General features: G+C 39.5%; 15 protein-coding genes. 6 read left to right on the plus strand and 9 right to left on the minus strand.

The annotated features are described in order from the left end of the window. Positions 1–126 precede the first annotated feature (126 nt). The 4 genes from KIH23_RS02265 to arsN2 all read left to right on the plus strand — a co-directional run bounded on the left by KIH23_RS02265 (position 127) and on the right by arsN2 (position 5974). Entirely contained in the window at positions 127–2970 is a 2844-nt protein-coding gene (locus KIH23_RS02265) for a TonB-dependent receptor (protein WP_213211024.1), read from the plus strand. 11 nt (positions 2971–2981) lie between these two features. Further along, positions 2982–3602 carry a choice-of-anchor J domain-containing protein gene (locus tag KIH23_RS02270; protein WP_213211025.1) on the plus strand — a complete coding sequence of 207 codons (621 nt, stop codon included), beginning with the start codon at positions 2982–2984 and terminating at the stop codon, positions 3600–3602. Between the two features lie 25 nt (positions 3603–3627). After that, positions 3628–4977 carry a DUF5689 domain-containing protein gene (locus KIH23_RS02275; RefSeq protein ID WP_213211026.1) on the plus strand — a complete coding sequence of 450 codons (1350 nt, stop codon included), beginning with the start codon at positions 3628–3630 and terminating at the stop codon, positions 4975–4977. A 559-nt stretch (positions 4978–5536) separates the two neighbouring features. Then, on the plus strand, positions 5537–5974 hold the full coding sequence (arsN2, locus tag KIH23_RS02280; RefSeq protein ID WP_249684762.1) for an arsenic resistance N-acetyltransferase ArsN2: 438 nt from the start codon (positions 5537–5539) through the stop codon (positions 5972–5974). 134 nt (positions 5975–6108) lie between these two features. Here arsN2 and KIH23_RS02285 read toward each other — a convergent pair whose 3' ends face one another. Genes KIH23_RS02285 through KIH23_RS02295 form a run of 3 tightly spaced genes read right to left on the minus strand, consistent with a single transcriptional unit; the run spans position 6109 to position 17164 of the window. Next, positions 6109–7977, minus strand: a complete 1869-nt coding sequence (locus tag KIH23_RS02285; RefSeq protein ID WP_213211028.1) for an OmpA family protein — start codon at positions 7975–7977, stop codon at positions 6109–6111. Between the two features lie 20 nt (positions 7978–7997). Beyond that, entirely contained in the window at positions 7998–8921 is a 924-nt protein-coding gene (locus KIH23_RS02290; protein ID WP_213211029.1) for a type IX secretion system membrane protein PorP/SprF, read from the minus strand. 59 nt (positions 8922–8980) lie between these two features. After that, positions 8981–17164: a fibronectin type III domain-containing protein gene (locus KIH23_RS02295; RefSeq protein WP_213211030.1), complete on the minus strand. Its 8184-nt coding sequence runs from the start codon at positions 17162–17164 to the stop codon at positions 8981–8983. Between the two features lie 187 nt (positions 17165–17351). Between KIH23_RS02295 and hflX the strand changes: the two genes are divergently transcribed. Further along, positions 17352–18569 carry a GTPase HflX gene (gene hflX, locus KIH23_RS02300; protein WP_213211031.1) on the plus strand — a complete coding sequence of 406 codons (1218 nt, stop codon included), beginning with the start codon at positions 17352–17354 and terminating at the stop codon, positions 18567–18569. A 46-nt stretch (positions 18570–18615) separates the two neighbouring features. Here hflX and KIH23_RS02305 read toward each other — a convergent pair whose 3' ends face one another. The 6 genes from KIH23_RS02305 to KIH23_RS02330 form a co-directional block, all read right to left on the minus strand. Further along, positions 18616–19533: a DUF3078 domain-containing protein gene (locus tag KIH23_RS02305; RefSeq protein ID WP_213211032.1), complete on the minus strand. Its 918-nt coding sequence runs from the start codon at positions 19531–19533 to the stop codon at positions 18616–18618. A 64-nt stretch (positions 19534–19597) separates the two neighbouring features. Then, on the minus strand, positions 19598–20107 hold the full coding sequence (locus tag KIH23_RS02310; RefSeq protein ID WP_213211033.1) for a DUF2480 family protein: 510 nt from the start codon (positions 20105–20107) through the stop codon (positions 19598–19600). Between the two features lie 2 nt (positions 20108–20109). Then, the gene (locus tag KIH23_RS02315; protein WP_213211034.1) at positions 20110–20433 is read right to left on the minus strand and encodes an SUF system Fe-S cluster assembly protein; all 324 of its coding nucleotides are present in this window, start codon (positions 20431–20433) and stop codon (positions 20110–20112) included. 5 nt (positions 20434–20438) lie between these two features. Further along, the gene (locus KIH23_RS02320; RefSeq protein ID WP_213211035.1) at positions 20439–20858 is read right to left on the minus strand and encodes a SufE family protein; all 420 of its coding nucleotides are present in this window, start codon (positions 20856–20858) and stop codon (positions 20439–20441) included. 1 nt (position 20859) lies between these two features. After that, entirely contained in the window at positions 20860–21303 is a 444-nt protein-coding gene (locus KIH23_RS02325) for a hypothetical protein (RefSeq protein ID WP_213211036.1), read from the minus strand. 1 nt (position 21304) lies between these two features. After that, complete coding sequence (locus tag KIH23_RS02330) at positions 21305–22519, minus strand: aminotransferase class V-fold PLP-dependent enzyme (protein ID WP_213211037.1); 1215 nt, start codon at positions 22517–22519, stop codon at positions 21305–21307. Between the two features lie 117 nt (positions 22520–22636). Between KIH23_RS02330 and KIH23_RS02335 the strand changes: the two genes are divergently transcribed. Further along, positions 22637–23977 (plus strand): serine hydrolase domain-containing protein, encoded by a 1341-nt coding sequence (locus KIH23_RS02335; RefSeq protein ID WP_213211038.1) that lies wholly within the window; start codon positions 22637–22639, stop codon positions 23975–23977. Positions 23978–24017 lie beyond the last annotated feature (40 nt).

A 24017-nucleotide genomic window follows, 5' to 3' on the forward strand; every position in this document is an offset into this window, starting at 1 on the left:
TTAAGGTCATGCTAAGTATAAATTTCGTGTCAAAAGTATAATTTATTATTAAAAACTGTACATTTGTCGGCTGTTAAGTTTTTATTAATCTTGACAAAACCAGAAAATTAATCTCTTTTATTTTTTATGAAAAAACTTGTTCTCTGTACATTATTTGTCTTGCAAGTGTTTTTTGCCTTTGCCCAAAACTTAACCGGTGTTACCGGAAAAGTGGTAGATTCAAAAACAAATAAAGCATTGCAAAATGTAGTTGTATCTGTTCTAAATTCTTCAATGACTACCCTTACTGACCCTACTGGTAAGTTCTCATTTAACGATTTAACGGCGGGTAGTTTTACCCTTAAAATTGAAACGCAAGGGTATGAAGTTCAGCTGCTTCAAATTGAAGTTGCATCCGGACAAATGCTTGATCTCGGAAATGTGGTTGCCTCTGAAGATATCACGCAAGAACAGCAATTAAGCCTCATTACCATTACCGAAAATGATTTGGGCGATGACAATAGTGGCTCAGAAAGCACCTCGGGCTTGTTACAAGCTAGCCGCGATAACTTTCAGCAAGCTGCCGCTTTTAATTGGGGACAAGCACGTTTTAGAATTAGAGGTTTAGATAACGAGTACGGAACCACCATGATCAATGGAGTGGTTATGAATAAATTATACGACGGAAGACCGCAATGGAGTAATTGGGGTGGTTTGAACGACGCAACCAGAAACCAAGAGTTTACCCTAGGTAGTAGTCCGTCAGATTACACTTTTGGAAGCATCTTAGGTTCGCAAGAAATCAACACCAGAGCTTCTATTTACAGAAAAGGTTCACGTATTTCATTCTCAGGAACCAACACCAACTATGATTGGAGAGCTATGGCTACTCATGCCTCAGGGATGAATACTAACGGCTGGGCGTTTGTGGTTTCGGCTTCAAGACGTTGGGCGCAAGAAGGTTATTTTGAAGGGACTGATTATAGTGCCAATTCAATTTTTGCTAGTGTAGAGAAAAAATTCAACGAAAAACACTCTTTGAATTTTACTTCAATTTATGCACGCAACCGTCGCGGAAAAGTTTCTCCGAATACTCAAGAAGTTATTGACTTAAAAGGCGAAGATTACAACGCTTATTGGGGATGGCAAAATGGTGATAAGAGAAATTCACGTGTAAAAGATATCGAAGAGCCAATTAATATGTTGAGTCATTATTGGAAGATTTCAGAGAAAACCAACTTAAATACCAACGTAGCTTTTCAAACCGGATATGTAGGAAACAGTCGTTTGGATTATCAATTGGCTAATAACCCTGACCCAACTTATTACCGAAATCTACCAAGTTATTACTTGAATTCGCAAGATTATTACTTGCCAGCAGTTGATGCAAACGGTGACCCTATTTTAGATGCAAATGGCAACCCAACGTATACAAATCCTCAAGCGATTACTGCTAAAAACAACTTTTTGGCCGATGGTCAGCTCAATTGGAATGCCATGTATCGCGCTAATTTGTCTCCAAATCAAAACGGAAAAAGTACTTACGCCTTATATGAAGACCGAACTGAAGACAAGCAATGGACGGCTAATTCTATCTTGAATTCTTCTATTACCGACAATATTACGGTTAATGCTGCCATCAACTTCAGAAAATTGACTTCTAAAAACTATCAAAAAATGATGGACTTATTGGGCGGCACTTACTTCTTAGATATTGATCCTTTTTATGCAGGCGATTTATCCCAATCTGACTTGAATAATCCAAACAGACAAATCAAAGTTGGCGATACTTATGGATATAATTACAACCTTCACGCAACAACTTTTGATGGATTTACTCAATTTAAATTCAACTACAAAAAAGTTGATTTTTATTTAGCACAGTCTTTTGCACGCTCTGAATACAGAAGAGAAGGTTTGTACAAAAACGGAATATATGCAAGCAATTCATACGGTTACAGTGACAAAGTAATTTTTGAAAACTTCGGCTTTAAAGGCGGATTGACCTACAAAATTACAGGTCGTCAAATGTTGGATTTTAATGCTGCATACATGACACGAGCACCTTTTTTGAGAAATGTTTTTTCAAACGCACGCATCAACAACAACCTTACACCTGATTTGAGTAGTGAAACCATTATGAATGCTGACGCAAGTTACATCATCAAAACTCCTAAATTTAAATCTCGTGTAACGGGCTATTTTAGTAAAATCATGAACTCAACTGAACTTGCATTCTTTTACGGAGAAGGATTATTTGATGACGATGCGGTGGGCACAGGAAATGAAGATTCATTTGTTAGCGAAATCTTGACCGGTATCAATAAGAAAAACATGGGTGTTGAATTTGGCTTTGAATATCAAATCACCTCGACCATCAAAGCTAGCGGGGCTGCTACTTATGGCCAATCAATTTATGACAACAATCCTCGTTTAAGAGTAAATGATGATGCCCAAGCTAGTTCAACCAACACTAATCCTTTGACTGATTTTGGTTATGCCTATTTGAAGAATTATCGTGTTTCTGGTTCTCCGCAACAAGCGTATTCTTTCGGTTTAGAGTACCGCGCACCAAAATTTTGGTGGATTGGTGCCAACGTAAACTATTTAGCTGATTCATACATGGATGTATCAGCTATTTTAAGAACCAATAACTTTACAGTTATCAAAGGTGGAGGCAATACCACTTATGATGGTGTTACCGAAGAATCGTTGAGAGAAGTTTTAAAACAAGAAAAATTTGACCCAATTACTTTGGTGAATTTGGTGGGCGGAAAATCTTGGAAAGTTAAAAACGACACTTTCGGGTTTTTTGCTTCAGTAAACAATGTATTTGATGTAACTTATAAAACCGGAGGATTCGAACAATCTAGAAAAGCAACTTATCCAGATTATGTAGCTGATAATGCCAACGGAACGCCTTCGTTTGGACCTAAATATTTCTTCGGCTACGGAAGAACGTTCTTTGTTAATGTTTATCTTAACTTCTAATCAAAAATTCTATGAAAAACATTTTTAAATTTTTATTGATTTCATTGGTCTTCACGGGTGTTTTGAGCAGTTGTGACGATAAGACCGATTTGCCTTATGTTGACAAACCTATCTTCAAAGGTAATTTTACAGATGGTTTTACAGGTTGGACTACCTATAGTGAAACGGGGTCACAAGTATGGACAATTGATCCAACATATGGAAATCCCAATCCAAACAACGGATCTGATTTTCCGCCTAACCCATGTGCAAAAATTTCCGGCTATTCGGGTGGAAATAATGCCAATGTTGACTGGTTGATTTCTCCTGCACAAGACTTGTCAAAGTATACTGAGGCTTCTATTGCATTTGACAATGCTTTTAAATTTACTGGACCAGTAATTGAAGTTTATGTTTCCAGAGACTACTCTGGCGCTGGGAGTCCTAGTGTATCAGGTGTCAATTGGACAAAGATTGAAGGAGCAACTTTGTCTACCGGAGAGTATAAATATGCTTTCTCTGGATTGTTGAATATTTCTAATTACACAGGGCCTGGAAATGAAACTGTTTACATTGCCTTTAAATATACTTCAACTACATTAGAATCTTCAACTTGGGAGATTGACAATGTAAAAGTATACGGAAGTAATTAATCAAAAAGTTTTTAAAACATAGATTATGAAAAATTACAAATTCTTATTCGCTTCAGTGGTTTTAGGAGCGGCCATTGGTTGTACAGATCCTGAGCATTATAGTGTTCCTAGCGATTCTGATTTAAAAGATAATTGCGCTAATTTAACCGCAACCACAAGTGTATCATCTGTTACCTCGGCAGCAGCTGGTGCTTATGCAAAATATGAAAATGATGATGTTATTGAAGCTTATGTTACTTCAAGTGATGAAGGCGGAAATTTCTATAAATCAATTTCGCTTGTTTCAACCGATGGTACTATTGGTTTTAGTATGCCTATTGACGATTACAACCTATATACTAAATATGAGCCGGGAAGATTGGTTTATGTACACATGAAGAATCGTTATTTTGTAAAACAAACCGGTTCAACAGTTATTGGTTCGTTGTACAACAACGGGACTCCTGATGATGAGTTTGATGATGAAGTTGGAAGAATCTCTGGTGTAGATTATCAAACTGTACTCACGGCTTCATGCAACGAATATAAAGATGAAGCAAATTTAGCGCAAACAATGACTATTGCCCAAGCTAAAAACGATGCAAACTTGAACAAACTTATCGCATTAGAGAATGTTCAATTCACCGAAGCTTCATTAGGTAAAAAGTATTTTGATGAAAGCCTAAACAATCTAGGTAGTGCAACCAATCATACAATTCAAGACATTCAAGGAAATGAATTGATTTTACGTGTAAGTCAATATGCGACCTTTGCTACGCAATCAGTTCCTAGCAACAGTGGTAAAATTCTTGGCGTCATGACAAAATTTGGTAGTGATTATCAATTTATGGTAAGAACAACTAGAGATATTCAATTAAACAACCCTAATCGTTTAAAACCGCTCATCAATGAATCATTTACCGGAGGTATAGGCTCTTGGGTGGCTTTTAGTGTTTCTGGAGCGCAAACATGGGGACAAATTACTTCATTCGGTAATCCTGGAGCTTGTGCTAAAATGTCTGGCTTTGCCAACAATGCAAACAATGCCAATGAAGATTGGTTAATATCACCTGCTCAAGATTTATCATTATTGTCTGGAGCTACATTATCTTATGATACAGCAACTAAATTCCAAGGAAATGCACTCGAAGTTTTTATTTCAAACAATTACTCGGGTAGCGGAAGCCCATTAGCTGCCGGTGTGACCTGGACTCCAGTAACAGGAACCTTGTCGCCAATAAACGGTAACTACGTTTGGACAGGCTCTGGAAATATTAACATCAACTCTTTTACCGGAGCAGGAAACACCGCGGTATATGTAGCATTTAAGTATACTTCAACGAGTAGTGCTTCTGCCACATGGGAAGTTGACAACGTTAAAATTACAGCTAACTAATATTTAGCATAAAAAAACATCAAAAAGAGGCTTATATAAGCCTCTTTTTTTATTTTCTTTCTGCTGTAAAGCAATACCTGCGCTTATATAATAGTAAGTTACTGGAAACCCAAAACAAGGCGCGAATTGTAGTTCATGTTCGAAATTACTTCTTGAGAAACAATCCAAAATATTTTGTTGCAATTCTGGAGTGAAAAAACAATTTGTAACAATTTTGTGTCATTTTTTTTAAAATTTTTATTTTGACACAAAAGTTGTGTCATTTTTTATTTTTCAAAAAAAATGACACATTTTAACAAAGCAAAAACTGTTTAGCTTTCATTGCTACGGTTCATATTATTTTAGTAAAAGTCATCATAAGAAATACAAAATCTAAAACATAGAGGCTTCAACAATAGCCATCACCGCTTATGATTTGATTTCCTATACTTTATATTTAGTTCCCAAGAACAAAATTCTATCTTAGCAAAACATCCGTACTGGGCTGTGATGCATCCTTCGGTCAACTTTGCGCTAAGCTTTATGTGTTAACGGGTTAAACTTTAATGTAGAATCAGTGATGAATTTTAATATTCAAAAAGCAAAAACCAGCCAAGTTAAAAACATCAAATGCCTATTAGCCGAGCATAATCTACCCATAGAGGATGTTGATGCCGGCAAAATCAAGTTGTTCGTGGTAACACATAAACAGCGCATTATTGGTGTTGTAGGTGTTGAAGAATATCAAAACATTGCGTTATTAAGGTCATTAGCTGTCGATTCAAAATTTCGGAATCATGATCTCGGAAAAAAGCTAGTCAATTCAATAATTCTATATTGCAAATCAAATCAGATCGAAGCGCTTTTTTTGCTGACAACTACTGCCGAAAGGTTTTTTGAAAAACTAGGTTTTGAAATAATTGAACGGGCATATGTTCCTCAAAAAATTATGCAAACCAAAGAGTTTGAAACACTCTGCCCCAACACAGCTATCGCAATGTTTAAAAAGTTAAACTAACACAACCCGGCAGCTAAGTATCTTTTACTGAGTAAGGGCTATAACCCTAAACTATAAAAAAAGAACTAGCTTTATAAAACCACAAACAAAAAGCGGAGCTAATTGCTCCGCTTTAAAGTTATTCAAGTGTGTATTTATTTCTTGACGATTAAGAATTCTGAACGTCTGTTTTGAGCATGTTGCTCTTCGGTACAGTTTTCTTTACAATCAACTTTTGGCTCTATCTCGCCCATTCCTTTACCCGAGATTCTTTCTGCAGGAATTCCTTTTGAGATTACATATTGTACTGTTGATTTAGCACGCTTGTCAGATAGATTTAAGTTGTATACATCACTACCGCGGTTATCTGTGTGTGATTTGGCCAAAATAACCATATTAGGGTTTGATTTAAGCGCTTGAACTAATTTATCTAACTCAAAGGCTCCTTCACGGGTAATATTGGCTTTATTGTACTCAAAATAAATAGGGTTCAACACCACTTCGGTTTCGGTGATGATCGATTCGATAGGTTGCAAAGTAACCGGCATTTCTTTTTTGCCCCCTTTGGTTTTTCCTACCGGGAAAGTATTGCTTTCAAATCCTTCAGAAGAAATTTCTAAACTATAAGCTTTATCACATTCTACATCATATGAGACTTGTCCTTTTTCATCGGCATTTTTAGAAGTGATGACATTGTTTTTATCATCCAAAATAGCCACTTTGGCCCCCGGTATAATAGCTCCGGTTTTAGCATTAGTTACCGTAGCTATGAGTTCAACGCCACATAATGGAGTCGCTAAATAAATATCGTCGCTCTCTGCACGGTTACTTGCAAAGAATCCGATATTTTTATCCTTATTAAATGTAAAACCAAAATCATCTTTCTCGCCATTGATGGGTTGTCCCATATTCACAGCTTCAGTTCCTTTGGCTAAATCAGCAACAAAAACATCTAAGCCTCCTAAGCCTTGCTTTCCGGAAGATGCATAATATAGTGTATTGTTGTCATCTGCAATAAAAGGAAAACTCTCATTGCCTTCAGTATTAATTTTAGCACCCAAGTTAACCGGCTCGCCATAGGTTCCATCAGCATTTACAGCAACTTTCCAAATATCAACTCCGCCAATACTACCTGGCATATTTGATGAGAAATAAAGCGTTTTGCCATCGCGACTCAAGCTTGGATTACTTGTAGAATACTCTTTACTGTTAAATGGCAATGAAATGATTTTGCCCCATTTACCGTTTTCTTTAGTACATACAAAAAGATTGTTCTTTCCTAATTGCAGATTGTTCTTTTTGTCTTTTTCAAATACTTTTTCACGAAAACTATCGCTGGTAAAATACACCGTATTACCATCAGCACTAATGGTTACCGGCCCATCGTGACGCTTAGAATTAAGCTCATTAACGGTAGCCGAATTAGTAAAAGTACCATCAATATTGTAATCAGCTTTGTATATATCTAAAAATGGTTCTTTGTTCCATCCGTAATCTTTACGAGCCGTATTTCTGGCACTGGTAAAATACAGTTGATTATCGTATAGTACCGCTCCAAAATCAGATTTATCACTGTTAATTTCAAGCGGTTTAACCGTGAAATTTTTATGCTTATCTAACAATTTTGGAACATAATTAGGATTTTGCTTGAAGGTAATAGCGCGCTGATCTTTAGGGGCCAAAGCTGCAAATTTTTGCATTTGCTTATTTGACTCTTCATATTTTCCGTTTGATTTAAGCATTTGCGCATAACGATAATAAGTTTCGGCATCTTGCTCTGTTTGCGTGGCTTGTGCATACCATTTGGCCGCTTCAGTCGTATCAAACATATTAAAATAAGTATCTGCTAATTGCTTGTAAACATATGGACTGGTCTTGCCATTCTCAACAAGTTTCAAATACTCTTTAGCGGCAGAAACATACTCATAACGGTTGTAGAGTTTGTCTGCTTTCTGCGTATCGGCGTTCTGCGCTGTCACACTACTGGCGATGGCAAAACTGAGGACTATATATAACTTTTTCATGTTAAGCTTGCTTTAAGAGATTAGAAATAACGAGGTGATTGAGATACTTTTTTCGGGAAATTCAAATCAAATAACAAAATAACCTCATGTGATGAAGTAGTAGCTACTTTTAAATCAGATATTACATGATCATATGCATATCCAACACGCACATTGGGACTAATGGCATAATTAACCATTGCTCCAAAACTATCATCTCTTCGATAGGTCGCCCCCATTTCAAATCGCTCATTATATAAAAAGTTAGTTGAAATATCATAAGACATAGGTGAACCAAAAGCCGTTTTTATCATAGCAAACGGTTTAAATTTCCACAGGTCAGATAACTGAAAAACATAACCACCGGTTAAGAAATAATGAACTGATTCGTTACCGTACTTTCTTCCGTCATAATCCAAATGTGTCGATTTTATCATGTTCGGAACCGAAAAAGCCAAATAATAATTGTCTGTATAGTAAAACAAACCTGAACCAATGTTTAAGAAAGTGTTACTTGTGTTTTTGGCAAAAGCAGGGTCATTCAAATCAGGAACATTATCTTGTCCGATTTCGCTGTATAAACCAACTTTATGAAAAGTTGCTCCCCCTTTCAGACCAAATGCTAAACGATGTTCTCCACCTAAGTTTAGAGTGTATGAGAAATCAGCATAAACATTGTTTTCAGATATAGGTCCGATTTTATCAGAAATCATCGACAAACCCAAACCAACATTTTTACCTACAGGCATTGATCCTGCAGCAGAAAATGTAGAAGGAGCTCCCTCGATATCAACCCATTGTTTACGATACAACAAACCAAAGGAAAGATGCTCCTTAGATCCTGCATAGGCTGGGTTAATCACATTCATGTTATACATATACTGAGTATAGTGAGGATCTTGCTGAGCCTGGGCGCCAAACACAGCCAAAACCACGAGTAACGATGTATAAATTATTTTTTTCATTGTATTACTTTTTGTAAAGTTTGATTTGTTTATTAAATCTTCAATTAACAATCTAATGATTATTGCTCGTGGTTAATATATATCCATCCGGATTTAGATTTCTGTCCATCAATATCAATAACATAGAAATAAGTACCATCAGGTAATTCATCTCCATTATCAGACTGACCATACCATTCATTTACGTATCGGGTTTTACTGTAAACTACTGCGCCATATCTGTTAAATATTTGAAGTTTAGACACATTAAATCCTTCTAAATCAAAGTAATCATTCTTGCCATCACCAATTCCGGTACCTTTTGGTGAAATACCTTTTTGAATCAAACAAGAAATTGTTGTTACTGGCTCAATCTCTGACCCAGAACATCCGTTTACTGTAACTTCACAAGTGTAATTACCTGTTTGTGATACTACCAAAGTAGATGAATTCTCTCCGGCAATGACAGTTCCGGTTTCGTCCTTCCAAACATAAATAGCATCAGCTAATTGAGGAGAAACGGTTAAAGTGTATTCTGAACCAATACAACCTCCATCAACTGTGAATACGGGTTTAGGAACAATCGTAACTTCAATAGATTGAGCCAAAGCACAAACATTCGGAGCAGGGCTAAAGGTATATGTACCGCTCTCTGTAATGGTTGCCGGTGACCAAACACCCGGAATTCCGTTTGGAGACATGCTGTCTAATGTTGGAATAGGGCTTCCTTCACAAATTGGAGGAATGGCAGCAAAATTAGGCGTCAATGTAGGATTAACTGTGATGGTCATGGTTTGGCCTACTGCACACTGTCCGGCATTTGGTGTAAACTGATAGGTAGTAGTATTGTTGTTGTCAACAATGCTTGGATTCCAAGTTCCTGAAATACCTTCAATTGAAGCTGTTGGTAAACTCGGAGCCACCGAACCAGAACAAATATCAGCAATTTGAATAAAAGTCGGTGTAATATTCGGAGGTGTAACCGTGATGGTCATGTCAACCGGAAGAGCACACTGACCAGCATCTGGTGTAAAGGTATAAATACCTGTAGCCGTATTGCTTACTGTAGCCGGATTCCAAGTTCCGGTAATTCCATCATTTGATGTGGCCGGTAAGCTTGGCGCGGTTGTTCCTTCACAGAAAGATGCTATTTGCGTAAAGCTTGGTGTAATACTCGGAGGTGTAACCGTGATGGTCATATCAACCGGAAGAGCACACTGACCAGCATCTGGTGTAAAGGTATAAATACCTGTAGCCGTATTGCTTACTGTAGCCGGATTCCAAGTTCCGGTAATTCCATCGTTTGATGTGGCCGGTAAGCTTGGCGCTGTTGTTCCTTCACAGAAAGATGGTATTTGTGTAAAGCTAGGTGTAATACTCGGAGGTGTAACCGTGATGGTCATATCAACCGGAAGAGCACACTGACCGGCATCTGGTGTAAAGGTATAGATACCTGTAGCCGTATTGCTTACTGTAGCCGGATTCCAAGTTCCGGTAATTCCATCATTTGATGTGGCCGGTAAGCTTGGCGCGGTTGTTCCTTCACAGAAAGATGGTATTTGCGTAAAGCTTGGTGTGATGCTCGGTGGGGTAACCGTGATGGTCATTTGTGCAACCACACCACATTGTCCTGGGTCAGGAGTAAATGTATAGGTGTCAGATGCTGTATTACTAACCGTTGCCGGTACCCAAACCCCAGTTATGCCATTGTTTGAAGTTGACGGTAAGCTTGGCGCTGTTGTTCCTTCGCAAAATGCCGGTATCGGATCAAAAATTGGCGTAATATTTTCTGTTGTTACTTGAATAGTCATCGTGGCTATATCAGCACACTGACCTGCATCTGGTGTAAAAGTATAGGTGTCTGAAGCCGTGTTACTAATTGTTGGCGGGTTCCATGTTCCTACAATTCCTTCATTTGATGTGTTAACAAAAACCGGAGAAGTTGTTCCGGCACAAATTGGTCCAAGCTGAGTAAAGGTCGGAACTGCAAGAGGTGTCACAACAATTTGAACAGTTGTACTTCCTGGTGCAATACAATTAGCCAAGTCTCCAGCAAAACTATAAGTTATGTTATACGGACCTCCTGGTTGAGATGCTGCCAAATTAATTTCACCTGTATTTTGATCAATTACCAATTGAGCTGAGTCAGATGAAAATTGCCCGTTTGGCGTTAATCCGGTAAATGAATTCGTTGGGTTTGGATCTGTAATACAAACTGTTGCAGGATATGAACATGAAGTGACTGGCTGATTCACATTTGATGGAGTAATATCAAATGTAAATGAAGATATACAACCCGTATTTACATCACGAACATAGACCGTATGCGAACCAACAGACAGACCGGTAAAGCTTGTCTCGTTTTGCCATGATCCATTATCAACATTGTACTGATAACCTGAAGTTGGACTGGCCACATAAGTACCAATATTTGAGTAATCTTCTGGATCAATAGCGGTCCAATCTGCAGGATTCCATCCGGTATTTGGTGCTGTCGCTAATTGGTTTCTTCTGTACACATAACCCGGTTGGTTTGAAGGTGTAAATGCCGAACCATCTGATGTTCCCCAATTATCAACTACTACATCGGCTGATGTGGTTAATTTAATATTGTCATCGATATTTACACCGCCACAAGTAGTGAAAGTCTGGTTCGGAGTAATGCCTGGTTGATTTACATCTGTACTAAGTTTTATAACATTAGTTGTATTGTTGTTAATCGTACCTGAAAGTGCTAAATCGCAAGACGCTGTAGCGTTTCCGTTGTTGTATACTTTGAGTTTATAATTGCTCAAGTTGACAGCAGCACCGGTTCCGTTAAAAATTTCAACATAAGTTAACGACCCTGTTTCTGCGTCAGTAATCTCAGAAATATATAAATCCGATGGCAAAACAGCTGTGCCACCTGTTGGAGCGGTAACTTCAATGCTTCCTAATAGGTTCTCACAAGTTGGTTGGGTAATGGTAATTTCTGGAGTTGGTGTAACATTAAACGTTACAATAATGGTATCCTCAACTTCATTCAATCCACACGCACCCGTTACGCGGTAAGTTCCAGATTGATTTACTGTAATTGTTGGACCATTCTCTCCAGGAATTGGTGTTGTTGAACCGTTGTAATACCATTGATACGTACCCGGAACGTTATTCAAGTCAACAACTCCTTCTAGTGCATTCAATGTAATGCTTGTATCACAAACAGATTCATCAGAGCCTAAATCAACACCACAACAAATAGTTTCACCTGAGGCTGGTTCACCAAAATTAGTTTGAACCAATTTAATGAATCCGGCAGCTCCGTTAAAGTTAGTAATCAAGATAACATAAAACTCACCTTGTTGGGCATTAGGGATGCTTAAAGTTTCGGTAAAACTAGCGCTGTAACTACAATCAATGATATTCCCTAATGGATAGAAAGTACTGTTGTTAGGCGGGAAGTTGTCAAACGGACAAGTTGGACAATCAACAAAGGCAATTTGATCACACGATTCTGTAGAAGTAAATGGTCCCCAAGCCACAAAGTCAACATCTAAGTTTTGGCCTGTCGGGTTACCCGCTGCATCAATCGCTGTATTTTGAAGTATATTAAAATACAAAGGTCCGGTTTGTCCAACATGCAAAGTATAAAATGTTGGGTTCGGGTTTGATCCTAAACACGCGATTTGTCCTGTACTGGTGATTCCTGTTGTATTCTCAAAAATATAAGGGTCTGTTGGAGACGAACCGCAGAAAGGAGCTGCATTTTCACAAGTTGAAATTGATTTTACACAGAGGTTAAAAGTGGTCACCTGACTCGCAGCTTCGTTTGACCAAACACGAATGTAATAGGTTTGACCAACAACAAAAGTTGCATTATTACTGGTCAAAGAGTTGGCTGCGCTACAATATTTCAAAGTCAATGCGCCGCAAGTTCCTGAATATACTGCGTGATTTAAGTTGGTCGTTGTTCCTTCAACATTTAACAGTGAAATAAAATGCGTGGTTGAAGTAGCCACAAAACTGAACCAAACATCATCGTTTGAGTTTCCTTGGCATGTGGCCGCTGCAGGTAATGAAGCCGTTGCTCCAATAATATTACCCGGTGTTGTAAGCGTACAAACAGCGGTAAGATTCACAGCAACCGGAATGGCATTAGCACACTCATCATTAGTTGCCGGTGGCGGAGGTGTTTTTATACAAACATTAAAGGTTGCAGACTGTCCTGCTGTAGTACCATTGGTATAAACACGAATATAATACGTTTGTCCAATAACTAATCCTGTTGCAACACTTTGAGGTAAGTTGCTACAATAGATATTGGTTAAAGTACCACAATCTCCTGAGAACAAAGTGTGGTTCAAAGCAACGGTTGCAGAAGCTGGAGTTGGAATCAAATCTTTGATTTCAATCATGTGAATTGCGTTGGTTGCAGTAAACTTGAACCAAACATCGTCATCATTACCGGTACAACCTGTTCCTGTTAATGTTGGTAAGGAAGGCGTAGCACCGAGCGTGTTTCCGGCTGTTTGTAGCGCACATACTTGATCCGGATTTACCGGAACGTCAAGTGCTCCAATACATTCGTCATTGGCTGGTGGTGATGTAATACAAATATTGAAAGCAACTGATTGACCAGCTGTTGTATTTGAATTGTATACGCGAATATAATAGGTGTTTCCTATTGTTAATCCCGTAGCGCCGCTATTGAGTGCTGTACTACAATATAATTTAACTAGGTTATTACAGTCACCTGAAAAAACACTGTGATGTAATGTTGCAGCAGCTGGTGTGCCTACTAAATCTGTCAAGTTAATACTGTGGCTAGTAGCTGTAGCTACAAAACTATACCAAACATCATTATTGGGTTGTCCACAACCTGTTCCTGATAAAGGTGGGGAAAGTATTGGCAATGAAGCTGTAGCTCCGAAAGTATTTCCGGCCACGGTGATTCCGCAGGTTTGACCAGCATTAATAGGTACTGGTGTAGCTGTTAAACACTCATCGTTAACTGGTTTTGTTACAAAGGTAAGTGGTGTCAAAACTGTCCAAGCACTGCTGTCTGGATCAGCACATATTGCCTTAACATAATAAGTATAAGATGTTGAAGGTGTTAAAGGCAAACTGTTGAGTTGCGTTAAATTGTATGAAGTGCCTATAATGCCAGAAATTGTTGGCGGTGTTGGCGGAATATTAGTCGGTGCTGGTTGACCTGTTGGCACTACATACAAATCAAAACTTTGTGATGGAGGAACCGAATTGTCCGTCCATGTTAACAAAGCGCTATTTGATGTAGTAACCGCAGTCATACCTGTTGGTTTAGAACAAGGTGCTGGCGTACAGTTTCCGGTTCCGCTATACAAAACCGTAAGCGGCGCTCCTTCAGCAGGAAGTTTGGTATAAAGCACATCCAAGAATGGGTTTACAACGGTAACACCAATCAAATCAGGTGCTGTTCCTGCAACACTCCAATACAAATCAAATGGAACGCCCGGACACAAAGCAACCGTTACTCCGGCTGCATTGTTGATTTGGTTGGCTCCGAGAGTAGCTACTGTAATTCCATTTTGTCTCACGAGCATTCTACCACCATTCCAGGTATTTCCTGTGGTGTTAGACAACAAGAACTTATAGTTACATTTCGCCGCAGGATCACATGTTACTGTATTGAAACTTGGTATCGTAGCAGGTTGCCATACGCTAGAATCTGAAGCTGAACAAACGGTTCTAACATATACATAATAGATTGTAGCCGGTTGCAAACCGGTTGCTGTAAATGGTGATCCCGGAGCGGTTACATCAAATAATAACTCTCCGTTTCCTGATGGAGGAATAACCCCCGGAGCAGCCGGAGCTGTTGGTCCTTGAGGTGTTAAAACGGCAGGAATCAATAATACTTGCCATTGTGTATCTGTTGGTTGACCATTCGTCCAAGTAATTGGAGCTGTTGTTGTGGTTACACTTGCAATAGTTACCGCCACAGCAGTTGGTCTAAAACAAGTTGGGATGGTTCTAAAAGTTGTAACCGATGTCCAATCGCTTGGACTATCCACCGAACAAACCGAACGAATATAAACATCATACAATGTATCTGGGGTTAACGGTCCGAATGGAGCTGTCAATCCCATTTCAAATGAAGTCGGATCAGTTCCTGGAACCGTATAAGTTGGTATGGTTGTATCGGTTGGAGCAGGTTGTCCAGAAAGAACTAAATAAATTTCCCAACCGGTCGTTGGAATTCCTGAGGTTGTCCAATTAACCGTTGCTGATGTCGTAAAAATAGTAGCTGTAGGAACTTGTACTCCAGTAGGCCTTTGACATTCTGGATTCAAACAATCAACCATTTTAGTAAGCAAAGTGTTGCCCACTTGACTACCACTGTTAGACGTTATTGAATATATAGGTTGGTCAAAGCTGTTTTTAACCAACAAACGAACTGAATTCGCGTTGGTTCCTGCTGTAGTCCACACCAAATCAAATGGCAAAGCATTACATAAAGGAACCGTCACGTTCACTGGGCCTAAGCCTGTAGTGAATGTTGGGCCGATACTTCCAACAACAATTCCCGCTTGTCTGATTTGCATAATAGCGCCTTTCCATCCATTTCCGGTTGAAGTAGTCAAAACAAATGTGTAATTACATTTATTAACGGCCTCACAAACGTCTGTATTGAAAAGGAATGGGCCTGACCATGCGCTATATAATCCGCTACCACAATCTGCGCGTACCCAATATTGATATTGTGTAGCCGGAGCCAAAGGAGTTCCGTCTAGTTGGGTCGTGACCGGGAAGTTTGAATTGGTTACTGCCAAAACACCAGGCCCTGATGGAATCAAGGCTCCTGCAGGTTGTACGGCAACTTCCCAAGCAGTTGAAGTACTTGAGGTTCCGTTAGACCATGAAAGGTTGGCGCTTGTAGTTGTAAATGATGGAACAGATAAGTTAATCGGTGCAACACAATTGGCTTGCTGAACAATTAAAGTATAAGGAAAGTTGGTAGTAGCTGTTGTTGATGAAAGCAACACATACACCGTTTGTCCTGCAGCCACAGGAACTGTTAAGTTTCTGATGCTTGAGTTGGCGTTGGCGACTCCTCCTAAACAAGTCGTTCCGATTGATGAACAAGAACCATATACAAAAACACCCGTATTGGTGCTTCCGAGCGGATTCATACTTACGGCCAACAAGATAGGATCTGTTGAATTATTTTGATAAGAATAAACAACATCATTACTGGCTAAGAAAGCACCTGTCGTTCCACATGAACTTCCCGGCGTATCACCTGTTGTGCTAATGTTGTCACCGTAAATTAACGTATTACTATTGCTCTGATAAGGCAGATTAGAAATTGGAATAGGATCGCTACACAAAGCTCCTTGCGGAGGTGTCGGCACAAGATACGGCCCTACCCAAATACTCGTGCTTTCAGGGCAGACTGAGCGAACATAATATTGGTAATTCGTTCCAGGGGTTAAACCCGTTAAATTGTAAGACCTTGGTGTTGTGGTTGAATTAATCCCTGTAATTGTATTAACCCCCGGTTCTGACGGAATCGCCTCTGGATCAAACCCTGACGGCCCGTAGATTACATCAAAATCATTAATCCCGGCATTAGCTGTCCACTGAAGCGTTGCTGATGTAGACTGAATCGGAGTAACTACACTCAAGGCAGACGGATCTGGACATCTTTGAATAATTCTAACATTGTCTACCAACCAACGGTCTCCTGATGTAGCAGCACCCGGTTGGGTAAACACTTTAACAAACGCAAAATACCTGCTCCCTGTAAAAGTTAAATTAATTATCTTCTCTTCATAATCCAATTGATCAGCAGTTAGCGTACTCAATTGTGTTTCGGTGTATTCCTGCAAAACAGTAAACGAAGCCAAATCATCTTGGTTGGGTGAACTTGACACACGAATTTGGTACTTTGTTCCGGTATCACCGGCTAAGGTTTGTCTAGTAAAAAACCTGAATTGGCTACTAGCAGGAATGGCACTAATAAGTGGCGAAATCAACCACTCTTCTGCCAAAACACCCTGACCTGTGTTTTCGCGATCAATGAAGGCGCAATCAGTTCCTTGATAAGAAGCGTGCGGAGGAACATTTTTCTTCCAGTTCTGACCCGTGTTGGTTCTGTTGTCACGTACGAGCCAGTTTCCTGAAGTTAGCGCCCAAATTCCTGAAGCGTCTGCTGCTGCTGGTGCGCCTTCAAATCCTTCATTCAACTGAGCTTGTCCAACCAGACTGTACAAGGCAACAAAAAAGAATAGAATTAATTTTTTCATAACAATGAAAATTTAGGTGGTTTGTTAAAGTATTGCAATTTTTGAGCCCCAAATTTAACAAAATATATGAAAGCGTTAAGAGAAATTTGCTTTTTAACGTAGATTGCTCAAAAATCATCGGTATAATGCCCATAAAATCAGGTGAAATGTCAGTTTATTGATTAATTTTGCAATCGAAAACGTACCTATGTTAGAGAAAGAAAACATCAATTACGAGCGAACGGTGGTGGTTGGGATTGTGACCCAAAATCAATCAGAAGAAAAGCTCCGTGAATATTTAGACGAACTTGAATTCTTGACTTTTACCGCAGGTGGCGAAGTCATCAAACGCTTTTTTCAAAAGATGGAGCGGCCGAATCCTAAGACTTTTCTCGGAACCGGAAAAATGGAAGAAATCAATGTTTTTGTGCGTGAACACCAAATTGCCACTGTTATTTTTGACGATGAGCTTTCGCCGTCACAACAAAAGAATATTGGTAAAATCCTCAACTGCAAAGTACTCGACCGAACCAATCTGATTCTGGATATTTTTGCCCAACGCGCTGAGACTTCTTATGCTCGAACACAAGTCGAGTTGGCTCAATGTCAGTATTTACTACCCCGCCTATCAGGCATGTGGACACACTTAGAACGTCAAAAAGGAGGAATTGGGCTTCGCGGTCCGGGTGAAACCGAGATTGAAACCGACCGCCGTATTGTGCGCGACCGCATTGCGCTTTTAAAAGAGAAAATCAAAACTATTGACAAACAAATGTCGGTTCAGCGCAGCAATCGCGGGGCTATGGTACGTGTAGCATTGGTTGGATACACCAATGTAGGCAAATCAACTTTGATGAATGTAATTAGTAAAAGCGAAGTTTTTGTTGAAAATAAATTGTTCGCCACCCTTGATACGACAGTTCGTAAAGTCGTGATTCGGAATTTGCCTTTTTTACTTTCGGACACCGTTGGTTTTATCCGCAAATTACCGACACAATTGGTCGAATCGTTCAAAAGCACCCTTGATGAAGTTCGTGAAGCTGATTTGCTTTTGCATGTGGTGGACATTTCGCATCCGGATTTTGAAGATCATATTGCCTCCGTAAATCAAATTCTACAAGACATCAAAAGTCATGACAAGCCAACATTAATGGTCTTCAACAAAATCGACGCCTATCAGCATCAGATCATTGAAGAAGACGACTTAATGACCGAACGCACCCGAAAACACTACACCCTTGAAGAGTGGAAACAAACTTGGATGAATGATTTCGGCCATAAAAATACCTTATTTATATCCGCCACCAACAAAGAAAATTTTGAAGAATTTCGCGAGCGCGTTTATGAAGCAGTTCGTCAAATTCACATTACACGCTTTCCGTATAATCACTTTTTATATCCTGATTATCAAGACGCTGAAGAATAAAAAAGCCTGATGTCATATCAGGCTTTTTTGTTATAGTGGTTTTGATTTAAAAGGCATAATTCACACCCAAACCAAAGATTTGTCGCGTCTGAAATCCGGCAAAAGCATTGTCGTCATAAATCGTTTGAAACACAAAATTGGTCGTCAAATAACGATTGATTTTCATCACAATATTGGTTGTGTAATCTAAATCTACATTTTGCGGTTTGTCTAAATAATTAGAATAAAGGTTCAAAGTATTTTCCAGGGTGACATTTTGCATGATGTCAAATTTGTAATAGCCTGAAGCATAGAAACCGAGTTCGTATCGGTAGCTCTTTCCTTCTTCAACCCCAAAATAGGCTTTATTCGGAAGCGTAAAGTCTTTATCAACAAAAGTAAACTTAGAGGTAAGCGGTGCCATATTAAATTTAAAATTGTCACTTTTCTTCCACAACATACCCGGACCAAAAGTTAAATATCCAGGCGAAAGCATGTTGGTGTTTTCAGTTCTGATTTCTTTACCATTGGCATCTTTAGAGTATACATAACCTTTGGTAAACTGCGTTCTAAAGTTCATAAAAAAGGAGTAATACCAATATCCTCCAGCCTTTTTACCAAAAACAGAATTGTATTCAAAACGGTCGTCGGTTTTCTTTTCAAAATCGGCATTCTTAGTCTGAATCAAACCATAAGATGCAATGACTTTGTTGTCCCAAGTGATTTTGTCTTTCTTGTAATTAAAATCGTAGTTGATTCCGAGGTTTCCCGAAATATTGTTTTCACCACCGGCCAACCAATTGTTGAAGTTAGATTGATTGAACAAAAAAATCAAATTCCCTTTGGTTTTCCAACCATTACTGGTGGTATCAACCGTTTTCTTAACTGTTTTTTCGGTGTTCCCGATGAGCTCTTTCTCTGAAGTTTGGGCTTGAATCAATCCGCTGACCAACAGCGCAAGTGCCCACCATAGTTTCTTTTGCATTTGTTCTTTGTTTTAGAAAGCGCAAAATTAAAAAACCGAGCGAAAAATCTGACTATAAGCGCTTTTATTTTTTGGCTTTGTACAACGGAACGGCCGAACACGCCTCGCCATACATAATGCTTTTGGCGTATTTCTGTATCTCTTGAACCGCCATCAAATAAGCACTCATCGGAACCGGCTTTTTAGAACAACCTTTTAAAATTACTGGTTTGTCTTGATAAATTGAATAGTCAATTTTGGGTAAAACTTCTTGGTATAAAGCGGTTTCTAAATCCTCCAAATTTCCTTGTACAATTTTGGCTGTAAACGGCGAAAGAAAAGTTGTAACCAATACATACGCCCAAGCCGGAATTATGGCATCGGTACTGCATTTAAGCGCTACTAGTTGGTCTTGATGTTGGCTCCAATCATATTCGTTTAAAGCGGTTCGAAATTCTTTTTCCTTGAGCACAAAACCTTCCCAAAGCCATTGTGCTAAATCTATTTCCACACGAACGCCTTTGGTGTAATAATCTTCTAAATCAAAAACCTCAAGTGCGCTGTTGGCTACTCTATTGATGATTTCGTCTGACATGGTTACAACATTCCGAGTTCAAGTTTAGCTTCTTCACTCATCAAGTCTTTGCTCCAAGGCGGATCAAAAGTAATTTCAACTTCGGTAGCTTTTACGTGCTCAATGGATGTCACTTTTTCTTCAACTTCTCTGGGTAAAGTTTCGGCCACCGGACAATTCGGCGACGTCAAAGTCATCAAAATTTTTACTTCAAAATCTTCATTGACCATCACGTCGTAAATCAATCCGAGTTCATAAATATCAACCGGAATTTCAGGGTCGTAAATCGTTTTGAGTTTTTTAACAATGGCCTCTCCTAAGGCATTGGTATCTATCGTGTTTTCCATGGTGATTATTTTTGGGCCGAATAGGCTAAAGCGTACATTTTTATTTGTTTGATCATAGACACGAGTCCGTTGGCGCGTGTGGGTGATAATTGTTCTTTGAGTCCGATTTCATCAACAAAATCAGTATTGGCTGATAAAATATCGTCAGGTGTTTGGTTTGAGAAAACGCGAATCAAAATCGCAATGATTCCTTTGGTAATAATCGCATCACTATCAGCGGTAAAAACAATTCTGCCGTTTTGCAATTCGCTGTGCAACCAAACTTTGGATTGGCAACCTTTGATGGTGTTTTCGTCGGTTTTAAATTCAGGGGCAATGAGCGGAAGTGTTTTCCCTAAATCAATCACATACTGAAAACGCTCCTCCCAATCGTCAAACATCGAGAACTCATCAATAATTTCTTCTTGTATTTCGCGGATATTCATTTTACGATTTCGGTGCTAATTGGTTGATTTTTTCTACCAGTTTTTGAATCTGAGCCGGCGGTGCTCCATGGTCAAAAGTCTGCGACTGATATACGCTGTCGTGGTAGGTAATCTTTAAATCTGCGTGTGGTGCTCCATCATACAACCTCTTTTTGGTCGGCGCTTCATAGGTTGATAATTCTTGAAGTTTGAGTTTCTGAAATTCCTCGACCAAAACTTTCCAATCGGCATCGCTCAATAATTGATCTTTAACCGCAGCATCTTGTTCATCGCGGCGGTTTTTGTACACTGAATAATGTTGGTTTTTCACCACAATTCGTTGGTAAAATCCGCGCGCATTGGCAGTGTAATCAACTACTGTGTTGCTCATGTCTTTTTGAGCATCAGAACCACATCCTTTGCCCATGAGGAGCATTAATAAAAATAAAAATCCTGTTTTCATCATCTTATAAAAGCATTAATCGGGCTTTTTGAATGGCCTCAATCATATAATCAATTTCTTGTTGGGTATTGTAAAAAGCAAACGATGCGCGCACGGTTCCCGGAATTTGATAAAAATCCATAATCGGTTGGGCGCAATGATGTCCGGTTCTAACGGCGATTCCCTTTTTGTCAATAATGGTTCCGATGTCATACGGATGAATTCCGTCAATATTAAAAGAAACCACCGAAGCTTTCTCACGCGCGGTTCCGTAAATTTTCAACCCTTCAATTTGAAGCAATTGCTCCGTTGCATATTCTAAAAGCGTATTTTCATAGGCTTGAATAGTGTCAAAACCCACAGAATTCAAATAATCAACGGCCACTCCCAAAACAATACCGCCGGCAATATTGGGCGTTCCGGCTTCAAATTTATGAGGCAATCCCGCATAAGTTGTTTTTTCAAAACTGACCGTCGCTATCATTTCTCCTCCGCCTTGATACGGAGGTAATCGGTTGAGCCAACATTCTTTTCCGTACAAAATTCCCACACCGGTCGGGCCACACATTTTATGCCCTGAAAAAACATAAAAATCACAGTCTAAATCTTGCACATCGGGCTTTAAATGCGGAACTGCCTGTGCACCGTCAATCAAAACCGCTGCGCCAACTTGGTGCGCCAAAGCAATCATTTCTTTGACCGGATTAATGGTTCCGAGTGCATTTGAAATATGGTTTACCGCTACGATTTTGGTTTTATCGTTGAGCAACGCTTTGTATTTTTCTTGAATCAGCTCGCCTTGCTCGTTCATTGGAATGACTTTTAAAACAGCCCCGGTTCGCTCGCAAAGCATTTGCCACGGAACGATATTGCTGTGATGCTCTAAAGCCGAAACCAAAACCTCATCGCCGGGCTTTAAAATCGAGGCAAAACCGTTGGCGATGGCATTGACTGAATGCGTTGTACCTGAAGTAAAAATCACTTCATAAGCATGCGTTGCATTGATATGATTTTGAATTTTTTGACGAGACAACTCATAAGCATCAGTAGCCTTTTGGCTCAAAGTATGCACACCGCGATGAATATTGGCGTTGATTTGCTCGTAATAATGCTGTATGGCGTCAATAACTACTTTGGGTTTTTGCGAAGTAGCTCCGTTGTCAAAATACACCAAGGGCTTGCCGTGAACGGTTTGAGAAAGTATCGGAAATTCCGCGCGGATTTGCTGAATGTCGGTCATTTACTATTTAGAAAAATTCAAAACAAAAGTAATAAAATTGAAAGTCATACATCGCTAAGAAGTCGTTAATAATTCAATTGTTTTGCTACTTTTACCCGAGTACAAAAAGTCTTACAGATGAGAAAGTTTTTAAAGTTTTTTGGGCTCATTGTTTTAGCCGGATTGATATATGGTGTCGCGGCCAATTATCCAAAACTTGAGTTGATATCGGGCTTTGCGGCCAAAAGTGTCGCTTCGGGTCATTTTATAGACCACCGTTCTTTGGAACTCATCAACCAAACCGACAATGATTTACCGCTGGTTCGTTTGGCTAAAAACAGTTTTGACGATGCCGGAAAATGGGCGCTTTCATCAGTGTACGGACTTAAAGAACGCAAAGCCATTTATCGAGAAGGGTTAGGCGCCACACTCATTGATGATGATTTTGATTTGACATTGCCGTATGAGGTTCCGAATCGTTTGCAGCCGGGCATTCAAAAGCCTTATCCGCTGGGAACTTTACCTGAAAAAGACACCATTTTTGATGATATCGACACCCCAAAACTAAAAACCGCTATTGAAAACGCCTTTGATCAAAAGGGTGAAAAAAGCAAAAGAACCCGCGCGGTAGTTGTTTTATATAAAGATCATTTATTGGGCGAACAATACGCTCCGGGATTTAACAAAAACTCAAAAATTCTGGGCTGGTCTATGACCAAAAGCATCACCGGAACCTATTTTGGTATTTTGCAACACCAACATAAAATCAACATCAACCAACCGGCACCCATTGCTGAATGGCAAAAAGACGAGCGCAAAAAAATTACTTTGAATGATTTGCTGCACATGAACTCAGGCCTTGAATGGGAAGAGAATTACGAAAAGATTTGCGATGCCACTCAAATGCTTTTTCTATCCAAAGATATGTCACGGGTTCAGCTAGAAAAACCACTCATCGGCCCACCTAATCAAAGCTGGAATTACTCATCGGGAACCACCAATTTACTCTCTGGAATTTTGAAAAAACAGTTCAATTCACATCAACAATATTTAGACTTTTGGTACAGCAGTTTGCTCGATAAAATTGGCATGTATTCAGCGCTGGTTGAAACCGACATGAGCGGAAACTTTGTAGGTTCATCGTACGGTTGGGCCACCGCGCGTGATTGGGCCAAATTCGGGCTTTTATACTTGCACAAAGGCAACTGGAACGGCGAACAAATCTTTGATGAAAACTGGGCAAAATACGTGTCAACGCCAACGCAAACTTCTAACGGAAACTACGGCGCGCAATTTTGGCTCAACGACGGCGGGAAATTCCCGGATGTGCCACGCGAAATGTTCTATTGCAGCGGGTTTCAAGGGCAAATGGTGGCTATATTTCCCAAGCATGATTTAGTGGTGGTACGCATGGGCACGAGCGAAGATTTTGATTTCAATGCGTTGCTCAGCGGTATTGTGAATAGCCTCAAAAAATAAACGCAAACCTTATTCAAGTCTGCGTTATCATTTCTTAGTT

It is taken from the genome of Flavobacterium sp. CYK-55, assembly GCF_018413465.1.
Taxonomy (GTDB): Bacteria; Bacteroidota; Bacteroidia; order Flavobacteriales; family Flavobacteriaceae; genus Flavobacterium.

Coding starts and splice junctions, on each gene's coding strand:
- KIH23_RS02265 (WP_213211024.1), top strand. CDS start 127: ATGAAAAAACTTGTTCTCTGTACATTATTTGTCTTGCAAGTGTTTTTT.
- KIH23_RS02270 (WP_213211025.1), top strand. CDS start 2,982: ATGAAAAACATTTTTAAATTTTTATTGATTTCATTGGTCTTCACGGGT.
- KIH23_RS02275 (WP_213211026.1), top strand. CDS start 3,628: ATGAAAAATTACAAATTCTTATTCGCTTCAGTGGTTTTAGGAGCGGCC.
- arsN2 (WP_249684762.1), top strand. CDS start 5,537: ATGAATTTTAATATTCAAAAAGCAAAAACCAGCCAAGTTAAAAACATC.
- KIH23_RS02285 (WP_213211028.1), bottom strand. CDS start 7,977: ATGAAAAAGTTATATATAGTCCTCAGTTTTGCCATCGCCAGTAGTGTG.
- KIH23_RS02290 (WP_213211029.1), bottom strand. CDS start 8,921: ATGAAAAAAATAATTTATACATCGTTACTCGTGGTTTTGGCTGTGTTT.
- KIH23_RS02295 (WP_213211030.1), bottom strand. CDS start 17,164: ATGAAAAAATTAATTCTATTCTTTTTTGTTGCCTTGTACAGTCTGGTT.
- hflX (WP_213211031.1), top strand. CDS start 17,352: ATGTTAGAGAAAGAAAACATCAATTACGAGCGAACGGTGGTGGTTGGG.
- KIH23_RS02305 (WP_213211032.1), bottom strand. CDS start 19,533: ATGCAAAAGAAACTATGGTGGGCACTTGCGCTGTTGGTCAGCGGATTG.
- KIH23_RS02310 (WP_213211033.1), bottom strand. CDS start 20,107: ATGTCAGACGAAATCATCAATAGAGTAGCCAACAGCGCACTTGAGGTT.
- KIH23_RS02315 (WP_213211034.1), bottom strand. CDS start 20,433: ATGGAAAACACGATAGATACCAATGCCTTAGGAGAGGCCATTGTTAAA.
- KIH23_RS02320 (WP_213211035.1), bottom strand. CDS start 20,858: ATGAATATCCGCGAAATACAAGAAGAAATTATTGATGAGTTCTCGATG.
- KIH23_RS02325 (WP_213211036.1), bottom strand. CDS start 21,303: ATGATGAAAACAGGATTTTTATTTTTATTAATGCTCCTCATGGGCAAA.
- KIH23_RS02330 (WP_213211037.1), bottom strand. CDS start 22,519: ATGACCGACATTCAGCAAATCCGCGCGGAATTTCCGATACTTTCTCAA.
- KIH23_RS02335 (WP_213211038.1), top strand. CDS start 22,637: ATGAGAAAGTTTTTAAAGTTTTTTGGGCTCATTGTTTTAGCCGGATTG.